Here is a 13768-nt window from a genome sequence, read left to right as displayed (position 1 = left end):
CGTGCGCATTCTCGACCTGGAAACGCCGGCGGTGGTCATCGACCGCGCCAGGGCGAAAGCCAACCTTGTTCGTGCCCAGGCCTATGCCGACGAACATGCTCTGAAGCTGCGCCCGCACATCAAGACGCACAAACTGCCGTTGTTCGCAAAGCTTCAATGCGACCTCGGCGCAGTGGGCATTACCTGCCAGAAAATCGGTGAGGCCGAAGTGATGGCCGATGCCGGGATTACCGACATCTTCATTCCCTACAACATTCTGGGCGCGGGCAAGCTCGACCGGCTTCTGGCGCTGCACCGGCGCATCACCCTCTCGATCACCGCCGACAGTGCGGTGACGGTGGCAGGCTATGCCGCGCATTTCACCGATCCCGATCATCCCCTTCCGGTTCTCATCGAGTGCGATACGGGCGCGGGGCGCTGCGGCGTGCAGACGATGGAAGAGGTCGTGACGCTCGCGAAAGAGATCGACGCAGCACCTGGCCTGCGCTTCGAAGGCTTGATGACCTATCCGCCGCGCGGGAAACTCGCCGAGGTGGAAGAATGGCTGAGCGAGGCCATCGCCGCACTTGAGAAAAACGGCCTCAGGGCGAACACGGTTTCCAGTGGCGGCTCGCCCGATTTCTACGAGGCGGGAAGCGTGAAGAGCGCGACCGAGCACAGGCCCGGAACCTATATCTATTCAGACCGGATGCAGGTGGCTTTCGGCCATGGCACGCTGGAAGACTGCGCGTTCACGGTGCTTGCGACGGTGGTGAGCCGCCCGACGGAAAACCGCGCGGTCATCGATGCCGGCTCCAAGGCGCTCGCCGCCGACCTCGCGCCCGTGCCCGGCCATGGTCACATCGTGGAATATCCCGATGCGGTGATTACCGGGCTCAGCGAGGAGCACGGCGTCATCGATCTTTCAGGCTCTGCCAAAAAACCTCAAATCGGCGAGAAAGTGCGCATCATTCCCAACCATGTCTGCCCGGTGTCCAACCTCTATGACGAGGTGAACCTTGCCGATGGCGACATCGTCACCGAGACCGTTCCGGTCGCCGCGCGTGGCCGCCTGACCTAGAGCAATTCCAGGAAAAGTGGGGACGCTCTAGACCCTGCCCCAAACCCCATCATCAAGACGGAGGAGCTGATGAACTACGACAAGAATCCCTTTCCCGAAGGCGACGCCGACCGTCATTACTTATGGGAGATGCTGGTGCGGCGCGATATCGACGCGTTCCTCTCGCAGGACTGGTCGATGGTGGAAGGGGATTTTGCCGAAGACCGCTTCTTTGGCATGCACGCGCATTTTCTGAGCGATGCGGATTCCTGGCGGCTTCAGTTTCCCAACGTCGAGACCTATCGCGACGAGTGGCTGCGTCAGGGCAAGGAGACGGCGGCCACTGCGTTTGCCGAGCCGCTGCGCGAAGCCCTGTTCCGTGTTACCAATATGCGCGACATCGACATCAATGGCGACCGCGCGGTGCTGCACAAGAAGTTCAACGGCATGGTTGCCAAGGCCGACGGCACCGTCGACCGGCTGAACTGGCAGACGCTCTATTTCTGCTCGAAGATCGACGGGCGCTGGAAGATCACCGGCTTTGTCGGCTATATGCCGAACCCGCTTTGCGCCTGATTTTCAGAAACTTGCGCTAATTTTTTCAAGCGCCGTCGGGCCTCTCGCCCGGCGGCGCTTTTTGTCAGAGGCGCTTGCCGGTCTCGGCATCGAAGAGATGCGTCATGCCCTTCTGGATGGCAAGCGGCAGCGTGTCGCCGGGGGCGACCTGCGCGCTGCCGGACAGCCGGGCGATCAGTTCGCCGCCCGCGCCATTTGCGCCGGACAGTTTGCCGTGAGCAAGCGTGTCCGCACCAAGCGTTTCCACTGCGGTGACCGACAGGTTGAGCGTGGCCTCATCCGCCGAAACAAGCTGCAGATGCTCCGGGCGCACGCCGAAGAGAACCGGCCGGCCAGCTTCTGCGGGCTGGGCGTCGAGCGCCAGCTTGCCGCCGCCTTCCAGCTCAAAATCCGAGCCCGAGACGCTGCCCTGCAGAATGTTCATGGCCGGCGAACCGATGAAGCCGGCGACAAAGCGCGTGGCCGGACGTTCATAGACATTCATCGGCGTGTCGATCTGCTCGGCAATGCCGCCATTCATGACCACCAGCCGATCAGCCAGGGTCATGGCTTCCACCTGATCATGCGTCACGTAGAGCGCGGTGGTGCCCACCGAGCGCTGCATCTGCTTGATCTCGAGACGCATCTGCACACGCAGCTTGGCATCGAGGTTGGAAAGCGGCTCGTCGAACAGGAAGACGGCAGGATTGCGCACGAGCGCACGGCCCATGGCGACACGCTGGCGCTGACCGCCCGAAAGGGCGCGCGGCTTGCGGTCGAGATAGGGCTCGAGCTGCAGCATGGTGGCGGCCTTGTCGACCCGCTGGCGGATCTCGTCCTTCGTCTTGCCGGCAATCTTCAGGCCATAGGCCATGTTGTCGAACACGCTCATATGCGGATAGAGCGCATAGTTCTGGAACACCATGGCGATGTCGCGCTCGCGCGGTTCCAGATCGTTGACCAGCCGGCCGTCGATTTCCATCGTGCCGCTGGTGATGCGCTCAAGGCCTGCGACCATGCGCAGAAGCGTGGACTTGCCGCAACCGGAGGGGCCGACAATGACGATGAACTCGCCATCGGCCACATCGAGGCTTACGCCGTGAATGACCTCGGTCTTTGCGTAGGATTTGCGGATATCGCGAATGGAAATCGTCGCCATGCCGATTTCGGTCCTTCTATTTTTCTGTCTCGACGAGGCCTTTGACGAACAGGCGCTGCATGAAGATCACCACAGCCACCGGCGGCAGAACGGCCAGCATGGCGGCTGCCATGGTCACGGGCCAGTTGCCGTAGTCATCGGCGGTCGGCATCATCTGCTTCAGACCCATCACGATGGTGTTCATCTCCGGCTTTGTGGTGATGAGCAATGGCCAGAGGAACTGGTTCCAACCGTAGATGAAGAGGATCACGAACAGCGCTGCGATGTTGGTCACCGAGAGCGGCAGCAGGATGTCCTTGAAGAAGCGCAGCGGCCCCGCGCCATCGACGCGCGCAGCCTCCACCAGCTCGTCCGGCACGGTCATGAAGAACTGGCGGAAGAGGAAGGTGGCGGTTGCCGAGGCGATGAGCGGCAGGATCAGGCCGGTATAGGAATTGAGCAGGCCAAGCGAGGCCACGACCTCATAGGTCGGCACGATACGCACTTCCACCGGCAGCATGAGCGTCATGAAGATCGCCCAGAAGGCGAGCATGCGGAAGGGGAAGCGGAAATAGACGATTGCATAGGCCGACAGGATGGAGATCGCGATTTTGCCGATCGCAATGCCCATGGCCATGATGAACGAGTTGAACAGCATGCGCCCGACAGGCGCGGTCACGCCCGAAGCCAGCGCCTCGCTGTAATTGTCGATGAGATGCGGCCCGGGCAGCAATGGCATGGGCGGGCGGATGATATCAAAATGCGTCAGCGTCGAGCCGACGAAGGTGAGATAGATCGGGAAGCAGACGATGGCGATGCCGATGATCAGCACCGCATGCATCAGAATGGTTCCAAAACCCCGTTTTTCGACCATGATCCGCCCTCCTCAGTAATGCACGCGCCGCTCGATGAAGCGGAACTGGATGACGGTCAGAATGCCCACGACAACCATCAGGATGACGGACTGGGCGGCGGAGGAGCCGAGGTCCTGCCCGACGAAACCGTCGGAATAGACCTTGTAGACGAGAATGGTGGTCGACTGACCGGGGCCGCCTGCCGTCATCGTGTGAATGATGCCGAACGTCTCGAAGAAGGCATAGACGATGTTGACCACCAGCAGGAAGAAGGTGGTGGGCGACAGAAGCGGGAAGATGATCGTGCGGAAGCGGTGCCACTTGCCCGCGCCGTCGATGGCGGCAGCCTCGATCAGGCTCTTCGGAATGGCCTGCAGACCGGCCAGGAAAAACAGGAAATTGTAGCTGATCTGCTTCCACGCGGCAGCGAGGATGACAAGCGACATGGCCTGACCGCCATTGAGAACCGGGTTCCAGTCGATGCCCATGGCCTTCATGTAGAACGCGATGACGCCGATGGAGGGCTGGAACATGAACAGCCACATCACGCCGGCAACGGCAGGCGCGACGGCATAGGGCCAGATCAACAGCGTCTTGTAGGTCCCCGCGCCTTTAATGACCTGATCGGCCATAACGGCGAAAAGCAGCGCGACCGACATGGAAACCACCGTCACGAAGAAGGTGAAGACCGCCGTCGTGATGAACGACTTGAGATAATACGGGTCGCTGAAGAGATATTCGAAGTTCGAGAACCAGACGAACTGCGCGCCCAGACCAAACGGATCAGGCAGAAGCAGCGACTGGTAGAGGGCCTGTGCGGCAGGCCAGAAGAAAAAGACAATGGTCACCAGAAGCTGCGGCGCAAGCAGCAGATATGGCAATAATCGATTGTCGAAGGTAACGCGTTTTTCCATGGGCCGACCAAATGATACGGGGCCGGCAGCTGTTGTGCCGGCCCCGCAATTTTACAAGATTAGCGCGTCGACTGCTCGAAGCGGCGCAGCAGCTGGTTGCCGCGGTTCACAGCTTCGTCGAGTGCGGTCTTGGCGTCTTTCTCACCCTGCCATACGGCTTCCAGTTCCTCGTCGATGATGGCGCGGACCTGATCGAAATTGCCGAGACGGATGCCCTTGGAGTTGTCCGTCGGGGCCTTGCCGGTCATCTGCAGGATGGCAATGTCGGTGCCCGGGTTCTCGTCGTAGAAGCCCTGCTCCTTGGTCAGCTCGTAAGCGGCGGTGGTGATCGGCAGATAGCCGGTGTCCTGGTGCCACTGAGCCTGCACTTCGGCGCTGGAGAGGTAGTTCAGGAAGTCGGCAACGCCGGCATATTCCTCGCCCTCATGGCCCGACATGACCCACAGCGATGCGCCGCCGATGATCGTGTTGAAGGGCGCGCCTTCCGCATCCGCCCAGTAAGGCAGGTTCGTCACGGTGAACGGGAAGTCGGCCTCGGCCTTCACACCGGCATAGCCAGCGGAGGATTCGGTAAACATGGCGCACTCGCCCGAACGGAAGCGCGCACCGCCCTCATTGCGGCGGCCGGAATAGCTGAACAGGCCGTCTTTCGCCCATGCGCCCATCTTGTCGATGTGCTTCACCTGCAGGTCGCCATTGAAAGCGAGCTCGGTGTTGGTGCCGGCAAAGCCATTGGCTTCCGTGGCAAACGGCACATTGTGATAGGCGCTCAGGTTCTCAAGATGAATCCAGGACTGCCATGCCGTCGTGAGCGGGCACTCGGAGCCCGATTCCTTCAGCTTGACGAGGATTTCCTCGACTTCCGACCAGGTAGCCGGCTTGGTCTCGGGGTCGAGACCGGCAGCCTCAAGCGCGTTCTTGTTGATGTAGAGAACGGGCGTGGAGGAGTTGTAGGGCAGCGACAGCATCTCGCCGTCGGTGTTCGTGTAGTAGCCGGCAACCGGCGCGAGATACGCGCTCGGGTCGAAATCGGCTTCGGCTTCCGCCATCACTTCGTAGACCGGCTTGATCGCGCCCTTGGCAGCCATCATCGTCGCGGTGCCGACTTCGAAGACCTGCAGAATGTGCGGCTGTTCGCCGGCGCGGAATGCGGCGATGCCTGCGTTCAGAGCTTCCGAATAGTTGCCCTTGAGCGTGGCAACGACTTCATACTGGTCCTGGCTGGCGTTGAAGTCCGCTACCTGCTTGTCCAGAAGTTCACCGAGACGACCGGTGAAAGCATGCCAGAACTGGATCTGGGTTGCTTCGGCCTGTGCGACGCCGACCATTGCCGGCAGCGCCACCGTTAAAGCAGTCGCGGCGGAAAGCATTGCGCGAAATTTCATCTCTTATCTCCCTGTAGAGCTGGTCGCCGATTTTGAAACCGATCTCTCTTGACCAGCTATTGTTACCGTTGGATGACAACACCTGAAGAACAATATGTCTATACCTGTCGGACACAGAATTTTCATATTACTTTCATTTACCTTCGTTTTTGGCATAGCGAAAGAGGCATTCGATGCGGCGTTTTTGTCGCGCGTGCGGCGCGCGGAAGCACACTGCTTTCGCGTGTCACCGCGGCAGTGCGCATCAATTGGCAGGGTATTCAGACAATGCGCCTGGCAGCCACGACAACTGCATTTATTTAATTGTGGATGGCATTGCAGCCAGGCAGGGCGACAGGGAACAGCCGCCATCACATGGCGACAGCAGCCGTCTCACGGCCTGAAGGAACAACCGAATCGTCAATGCCATGAGCCGGCGCGCATGGGACGGCGTCGGTCCAGACAGCTAGAAACGCGCCGTTATGGAACCCTGCAGGTTCCAGTCACCGGCCTGCGTGTTTCCACCGTCACTGAGAGCAACGCCGGCTATGAAACTGGCAGAGAAGGTTTCGCCGACACTGTAATCGAACCCCACTCCAAGCCCGCCCAGCGTCGTGCTCCGGTCCGTGCTGTGATCGCCCCCGAAGCCGAGATCGGCGAAGAAGTAGGGGGACAGGCTGTCCTGAACGGGCGGAAGCCAGTCGCCCCCGACCCCGTCTCCCAGCAACGAGATGTTCGGCAGACGCAACTCGTTGCGCCAGATGATACCGCTGTCCACGCTCACATCATCGTAATTGTAACCGCGCACCGCATAGCGCCCGCCAAGAGAGACGCGCTCGGTATCCGGCAGCGCCTCGCCGGCAAGGGTTCCCGAGAGTGAGGAAATCCAGGAGAGCTGCGCCGGCAGTGGTGTGGCGCGGGTGAGATCCATGGCCAGGTAGGCGTATCGAAGGTCATCGATGCGGCCATTGGAAAACGGGTGCCAGCTGGTCATGTCGTTGCCGTGAAGCACGCCGCCCGGATTGGCTTTCACGCGCATATCGACGACCGTTTTGCCCCAGCGGTCCTCGAAATCCCCGCTCCAGCCCAGCACCAGCTGGAAAAGCTCCGCACTTCCCTCTGCCACCGACACTCCGTTGAACAATGTACGGCGTTCGAGACGCTTGAACTCAACACCGCCATAGATATCGCCCCAATAGCGTCCCGGCAGGATGTTGGAGACCGCCGACCGATAGATCACCGGCAGTTCGAACGTGGTGTTCTCAATGGTGAAAAAGCGGTTCGGCCGGTCGCTGCTCGCAACCAGGGCCGGGGCGATTTCCAGACTTTGGCGGGCGAAGGTCGGGATGGTCAATCTGCCCGCATGACTGATGTAACCCGGATAATCACCCCCCCGCGGAATGATGATCCCCGGATCACTCCAGATGTCGTCGCTTGCCGTCATCTGATAGGAAATCCAGGGTGCGCCCGGCAGGGGCAGACGCGCAGAACCACCAAGGAAATAGCGGTCCCGCCCGGTGTCGCTTGAGCCGGAATTCGACCAGCCGGCAAAAACCTGCCAGGGCCGCTGCGTCCGGATCATGACGTCAAGATTGCTGAGCGCGGTGTCCTCGCCGGGCCGAAACACCCCTTCGGCGCGCCGGTATGGTGTGCGGTTCAGCCAGTTCAGATCCTCTTCCAGCGCCCGTGCATCGATTTTCTCTCCGCGCGCTGCGCGCAATCCCTTCCGGATGCCCTCGGCTTCGCCGGCGGCAACGCCTTCGACCGTCACTTCACCGGTGCGAAACTCTATGACACGGACCTGCAGCACACCGCTGGTGATTTCCTGCGGCGGCAGGGTGACGGAGACAAACGGGTAACCGGCATCCCTGTAGACGCGGGCGATTGCGGCCTGGATCCTGCCCGCCAGCGCCAGCGTCAGCGGCTCGCCGATGAACGCGCCCAGTGCAGTCTCAGCGGCCTGCCGGTCGATGATCTCGATTTTTCCCCCGACGCCTTTCGGCGGTGCAGCGGCAGCCGCATCATCTTCCCCGATCAGATAAACGCCGGCGAGATCGACACCGAGTGGCGTCGTGTCCGTCGCACCGAACTCCTGTTCATCCACGCCGAGGGACACCGGCTCGCCCGGCGCGACCTGCGGCAGGTTGCGCTCGAGAGCCGACTGCGCAAAAGCTGCCGGATGAAGGAACAGGATGCCAGCGCTCAGTGCGATGGGCAGCATCAGCAGATGCTGACGGATCGAAAACTCTGATGTCATCATCATTCCACCGCAGCGCTCAGCCATGCGCCGTAAGATCGGTTACAGGGGTAGACGGCCAGCGGGCCGCTTTCGCTGACAGCCACCGGTTCGCAGGTCTCGGTCTCTCCATCGCCTGCTTCGATCAGCAGAGGCGGTGAAGACTCATATGCCTGAGGCTGGATATCGGGTGTCGGGATATTCGACCCGTCGAGGACGGTGAGAATGCCACCGAGATAGGTCAGTTCGTAATTGGGCGAGAGCGCCAGTGAGCCCTGACCAATGGCGTATGCGCCGACCGGTGAGTTCAGGTTCGCCGTCGTGGACAGGCTGCCGCTCATATGGTCGCCATTGACCAGCGAACCGGAAACGATGGCGTAGGTCAGCGCGGGATTGGCTTCGTCAATGTCGCGCTGCAGATCGTCCGCCCGCACCGTGACTGCCCGCCTGTTGACGGTCACGTCAGCGCCGGTGAAGGCGATCTGATAGTTGCCGCCAGCCGATAACGACCCCTGCGTGATCCCATAGGCACCCACATCGCTGGTGGAGGTCGCGCCACTGGACAGCGCTCCGGTGAATACCGATGCGTTGTCGCCGCCGACCAGTCCGCTGTGGGAATAGCCAAGGGTCGGCGCACCGTCGCCATAGGTCATGCTCGCCGCATTTGCCGTCACCCACAGGGTGGCGGGCGTGATGGCGAGAGAACCCGATGCAAGCGTCAGATCATAGCCAAACTGGCCGGAATAAAGCCCCGCCAGGGTCAGGTTGCCGCCCGTATAGGTGCCCGCATCTGCGTTGGCTGCAAGATAGCTGGCCGTGCCGAAAATCCGGGAGCCGTCATAGGGGCCGCCATAAACGAGCGTTCCCACATCGGGACTTGCTGCGCTGCCGTCATAAACCTTGCTGACGCTGCCGCCCGTCACGCTGAGACCGGTCATGAAACCGCGCAGGAGCGGGGTCGTATACCCATCGTAGATGCGCCAGACCGCGCCTGTCCCGCCCTCATCATCAATGTTGAAGCCATAAGCGGTGAAGGTCGAGAGCTGCGTCATCTGCGCGCCTGTAAGGCCGGTCACGCCGGGAACCGTGGGATCATACGAGAAGCCGACAGCATCCGTCAGGCCAGACGCATCGGTGTCCCATAAAGTCGCACTGAAGGAAGCGCCGGTATCAACGAGCCCTGCAATGCCGCCCTCATTGCCGTCGCCGGCAGAGGCGGAGCCTGTGGCATAGGCTCTTGCAACCGATCCGGATGTCGTCAGTTGCCCCAGAAGGCCGCCCGCGAACGCGGCAGCCGAAACGGCGCCCGTCGCATAGGAATCCGTGATCGACCCGTCATTCACGCCGGCCAGGCCACCGGCCCCGTTGCCGCCTGCCGTCACATTGCCGGTAGCGAAGGATTGCGTGATGGAGCCCGTATTGTACCCGACCAGACCGCCAAAGTTGAAGTTCAGGTTGATCGCGCCGCCGACGGTCACATTGCCGGTGGCGTAGGACTGATGGATCGTCGATCCGCCATAGGCGACACCGACAAGGCCACCAATATCGCTGACGCCGCCAATACCGGTCACCGCGCCGGTGGCGGAGGATCGGGCGACTGTCCCATCCAGCGTGCCGACCAGACCGCCAATGCTGTGGGCTGTGCCGGAAACGTCCGTCGAGGTCTGCACATCACCGATGGTGGATCCGGCGTATCCAGCCAGTGCGCCAACATGACCATTGCCGGAGACGCTGCCGCCGGACAGGATGAGATCCGACAGGGACGAACCGGCAGCGGCATAGCCGAACAGGCCGACATAGTCGTCGGCGGCGCGGTCGATGGTCAGGCCGCTGATCGCATGCCCCTGTCCGTCGAGACTGCCGCTGAATTCAGCGCCGTAGACGCCGATCGGGTCGAAGCCTGCACCGCCATTCCAGCCTGCCGTACCCGATGCATCGATATCGTTGACGAGGACGAAGGCGCTGCCGAGAAGACCGCTCGATCCCATGCCCTGCAATCCATAGACATCCGCGATCTGATAGGGCGTTGCAGATGAGCCATCGCCCCCGAGCGCACGAAGGAACTCGCCGCCCGCTATGTTGAAATCATTGGCGTGGAAACCCGGAAGTGTGCTGCCGACCTGCGTCCAACTGGCGTCAGACTGGAACCGGTCGACATAAATGTCGCCGGTCACCATGGCGGCGACGTTGGTTGCGGTGCCTGTCCGGTCAACGCGCAGCCTGCCACTGGCGGCCGTCACCGATCCGTTGACCGTGATCGAAGTGTTGCTGGCATGACTGTAGAGAGTGAGTTCATTGGAACTCGCCCAGGCAAGGTCCCCGTTTACCGTCAGGTCGCCATTGACGGCCCCGACAAACACGGAACTCTTGTCGACAGAGAATGTGCCGCCGGTTGAAGCGGTCAGCCCGCCCCCTGCGTGCATACTCATGTTGAGTGAAAAGTCAGATCCGGCGTCCAGAACAATATCAAGGCTCTTGCCATTGTTGTCCGATCTCAGAACGCTGCCCGGAAGATTGGTTATGAAATCCAGATCGCTGTCGCTGAACGAACCCAGCGTGGCCTGCAGGTTCGTGGAAACATCCGTAAGAGCCGCGGCGTCCGTCTCGAGCCGGAACGTGTTGCCCCAGATGTCCGCGCCGGAGACCCCGCTGGCAGTCATGCGGTCGGAATAGGTTGCGCTTTGCGTGCTCTCGCCATCGAGATAGGTGAGAACGCCGGCAGCGTCGAGCGATCCCGCATCGGTCAGGATATAGTAGTAGCCATTGGCGCCGGTAACAGCAGAGCCAAACAGGCTGCCGCCGGAAATGCCGCTGACATCAGCCCCGGAAAGCGGCGTGCTGCCGCTGTCAGCATAGGCCGTGCCCGAAACGGCAACCGGCGTCGAAGCATATTGCCAGCCGAAATAGGGGTAGAGGTCGTTGCCAGTGGCCCAGATGGTGTTGTTCAGGCTGAAGCCAAGCCCGAAGTCGAGCGAGCCCTGCATCTGCGCGGTGGTCCGGCTGCCGGTGTTGGTAACTGTCGGAGTATAGAACGCCGTATATCCGATCGCGTCGCTCTGTCCGGTCGTGCCAATGTCCCAGGCCGCGTTGGTCATGGATACATTGTTATTCCGGAGCGTACCAATAAGTGCGCCCGCATAGCCATCGGCCGCCACGCGCCCCGTGACAAAGGAGTTCATAATGGTCGTGTACCGGTCGGCCTCGCCAATGAGACCACCCGCAGAAGCACCATTGATGCCGAGCACCTGTCCGGCAAAATAGCTGTTCTCAATCGTGAGGTCCTCGGAGCCCCCGACAAGACCTCCAGCCACACGGAAGTTGCCTGACGCAACAACCGTCGCGGTCGAGTAGGAATTTTCGATCCTGTTGCTGTTGTCATTGGCGGTTCCAACGAGTCCGCCAGAACGCGATCCGGTTATTGTTCCAGTCGAGCTGGAATTCGATATGGTCAGCCCCTCAGTCACAATGCTCACCAGGCCACCGACGGCGCTGCCCGTGCCGTTTTCCGTGACAGAGACATCCGCATGCACATTGGTCATCGTCGATCTGTCGAGGTTTCCATAAAACCGGCCTACGACGCCTGCGCCCCACGTTTCTGTCTCAACCGTACCGCTGACAGTGACATTCGACATGTGATGACCGATGGCCCCGCCGCTGTTCTCACCGACCAGGATCGCTGTCTGAGAATTTCCGGTCACGCTGGCATTGGTGACATTGAGGTCCTTGATTTCCGGCTCCGGCGAACCGGGGGTTCCCTGGTCCCCCCAAGAAGAAATGAGTGCAACATTGTGATCGGAGGGCCGGTTTATAAACAGCCCGTCGATCGTATGGCCCTGGCCGTCCAGATTGCCTACCAGGCTCACGGGCCTGAACCCTGCACCGCTGTTCCAGCCCGACACTGGCGACGCATCGATGTCACTGACGAGCTGATAATTGAGTTGATCAACCAACCCTGTACGACGATCCTTTTCTACTATTCCCTGAAGCCCGTAGATATCGGAGAGCTGATACGGGTTTGCTGCGGTCCCGTCCCCGCCGCGCGCCCGCAGAAACTGCCCAGCATACTCATCAACCCGGAAGTCGCCCGCCTTGAATGATGGCAGGGCAGCCCCGACCTGCCCCCAATAGCCGCGCTGAAGGGTGAAGGTCCCGACATCGACAAGGGCATAGTTGGAATGGGTGTGGATCGTGCCGACGCTATCGGGTCCGCCCTGACCTTTTGCGATCAGCGTCAGGCCGCCATTCGGCGCCAACACGCCAGCGTTCATCTCGATATCGTTGTAGGCGTCCAGCGTCAGCGTGTTTGTGCTGCTCCAGGCCAGGCCATTGTTCACGATAATGTCGCCCTTACGACCGGGGCCAGGGGTTCCGGCCACGGGGCCGTTTGCGGTCGTCGCCGTCGTTTGCAGCGTGACGTTCGAGTTTGCGAGGGCGTTCTGAATCGTCTGCGCCGGCCCGTAGGTGATGATGATGTCTTCCGGGTCGATCAGCCAGTTGCCCGTCGTGCCGCCCGCAGCGGATGTGTCGATCGAGACGCCGTTGAAGTCGACGGTCTTCCTGCCCGAAGTCTCGATAAAGCCACCCGTGCCGCCAGTCCCGCCCCGCGCGCTGAGCGCGCCGGAGACGGTTGTATCCTTTTCGGCGAAGATCATGATCTCGCCGCCCCTGTCGCCATCGCTTTCAGCGGAGGCGTCAAAGGTTCCGGTGACCGTGATGTCCCCGCCGGTGACGGTGATCGTTCCGCCCTCGCGCGCCGGACGCGGTGTCGGAATGGGCACGTTCGCCGCCATCCTGCGGGCCTTGAGGCGACCGCTGGCCCTTACCTTGCCCGTGGCCCCGGCGGTCAGAAAAATGCGGCCGCCGGAACTGGTGACGCCCGTCGCCTTGATGACATCGTCCGTGTTGCCGGCCAGTGCATAGACATTGCCGCCATTGGCGCGGATCTCGGCATTCGCGGCAGCAATCGTGCCGGAATTCACCGCTTCTGTGTCCGGGCCACCAAGTTCCACGGAGAGGAGCCCGTCCGTATCGGCGGCATCTTTCATCAGCACCTTGTAGCCTGCGCCAAGCGCGGCGGTGCCGTTGGGGGCTTCCAGTGTGCCGGTATTCTCCACCCGCCGGGCAATCAGGGCGATGTCGCCCTGTGCAGAGCGGATCGTGCCGGCATTCGTCACCTCGGCGGTGCTGTTGCCGGAGAAGGTCATCCCGCCGCCATTGAGGAAATCACTGTCGGTCACGTCATGGGTGGAGGCGACAAACGAACCTCCCGTAGCGACCAGACCGCCACTGCCGACCACCACACCTGCTGGATTGATGAGGAACACGCTGCCGGTCGCGGTGAGGCTGCCGTCGATCTGGCTTGAAACATTGCCGGTGACGCGATTGAGCGTCGCGCCGTTGCCGTTGTCGAAATGAACCTGATTGCCCGATCCTACAGAAAAGCCGCTCCAGTTCACGACGCCGGTTTCGGTCGTCTGGCGGATATCCAACCGCGGGCCGTTTGCCGATATTGTCCCGTTGCCGGTCGTAAACTGTCCCCCGGTGGGCAGAGCGTCATCAGCCATGGCGGTGGCGGGAACGAGCGCCGTGGTCAGCATGAGCGACGCGTACAGCGCGCGGGAGAGCCGGACATGCTTGGATAAGGTCCTGCTACCCCTCCCGGTTTCCG

General features: G+C 61.4%; 8 protein-coding genes. 2 read left to right on the top strand and 6 right to left on the bottom strand.

The features are described from left to right. Position 1 precedes the first annotated feature (1 nt). Together AC4PTT_RS21795 and AC4PTT_RS21790 are read left to right on the top strand one after the other, a co-directional pair. Positions 2–1060: a D-TA family PLP-dependent enzyme gene (locus AC4PTT_RS21795; RefSeq protein ID WP_492162720.1), complete on the top strand. Its 1059-nt coding sequence runs from the start codon at positions 2–4 to the stop codon at positions 1058–1060. 69 nt (positions 1061–1129) lie between these two features. Continuing rightward, positions 1130–1615, top strand: a complete 486-nt coding sequence (locus AC4PTT_RS21790) for a hypothetical protein (RefSeq protein WP_299935543.1) — start codon at positions 1130–1132, stop codon at positions 1613–1615. Between the two features lie 64 nt (positions 1616–1679). On the opposite strand, the gene AC4PTT_RS21785 is transcribed toward AC4PTT_RS21790, so the two are convergent. From AC4PTT_RS21785 to AC4PTT_RS21760, 6 genes are all read right to left on the bottom strand, one after another. Then, a complete protein-coding gene (locus AC4PTT_RS21785) occupies positions 1680–2753 on the bottom strand; it encodes a sn-glycerol-3-phosphate import ATP-binding protein UgpC (protein WP_206548939.1) in 1074 nt (357 codons plus the stop codon). Positions 2754–2769: 16 nt separating this feature from the next. Next, entirely contained in the window at positions 2770–3606 is an 837-nt protein-coding gene (ugpE, locus tag AC4PTT_RS21780; RefSeq protein ID WP_113157070.1) for a sn-glycerol-3-phosphate ABC transporter permease UgpE, read from the bottom strand. 12 nt (positions 3607–3618) lie between these two features. Continuing rightward, positions 3619–4500, bottom strand: coding sequence for a sn-glycerol-3-phosphate ABC transporter permease UgpA (gene ugpA / locus AC4PTT_RS21775; protein WP_206546477.1), 882 nt, complete (start codon positions 4498–4500; stop codon positions 3619–3621). Between the two features lie 59 nt (positions 4501–4559). Next, the gene (gene ugpB, locus AC4PTT_RS21770) at positions 4560–5885 is read right to left on the bottom strand and encodes a sn-glycerol-3-phosphate ABC transporter substrate-binding protein UgpB (RefSeq protein WP_113157072.1); all 1326 of its coding nucleotides are present in this window, start codon (positions 5883–5885) and stop codon (positions 4560–4562) included. Positions 5886–6330: 445 nt separating this feature from the next. Then, positions 6331–8121: a ShlB/FhaC/HecB family hemolysin secretion/activation protein gene (locus AC4PTT_RS21765; RefSeq protein WP_492162719.1), complete on the bottom strand. Its 1791-nt coding sequence runs from the start codon at positions 8119–8121 to the stop codon at positions 6331–6333. Positions 8122–8123: 2 nt separating this feature from the next. Continuing rightward, positions 8124–13697: an MBG domain-containing protein gene (locus tag AC4PTT_RS21760; protein WP_492162718.1), complete on the bottom strand. Its 5574-nt coding sequence runs from the start codon at positions 13695–13697 to the stop codon at positions 8124–8126. Positions 13698–13768 lie beyond the last annotated feature (71 nt).

It is taken from the genome of Nitratireductor sp. WH36-1 (genome assembly GCF_058725515.1).
This window is presented reverse-complemented; position numbering and strand designations above follow the sequence as displayed.

Coding starts and splice junctions, on each gene's coding strand:
- AC4PTT_RS21790 (WP_299935543.1), top strand. CDS start 1,130: ATGAACTACGACAAGAATCCCTTTCCCGAAGGCGACGCCGACCGTCAT.
- AC4PTT_RS21785 (WP_206548939.1), bottom strand. CDS start 2,753: ATGGCGACGATTTCCATTCGCGATATCCGCAAATCCTACGCAAAGACC.
- ugpE (WP_113157070.1), bottom strand. CDS start 3,606: ATGGTCGAAAAACGGGGTTTTGGAACCATTCTGATGCATGCGGTGCTG.
- ugpA (WP_206546477.1), bottom strand. CDS start 4,500: ATGGAAAAACGCGTTACCTTCGACAATCGATTATTGCCATATCTGCTG.
- ugpB (WP_113157072.1), bottom strand. CDS start 5,885: ATGAAATTTCGCGCAATGCTTTCCGCCGCGACTGCTTTAACGGTGGCG.
- AC4PTT_RS21765 (WP_492162719.1), bottom strand. CDS start 8,121: ATGACATCAGAGTTTTCGATCCGTCAGCATCTGCTGATGCTGCCCATC.
- AC4PTT_RS21760 (WP_492162718.1), bottom strand. CDS start 13,697: ATGCTGACCACGGCGCTCGTTCCCGCCACCGCCATGGCTGATGACGCT.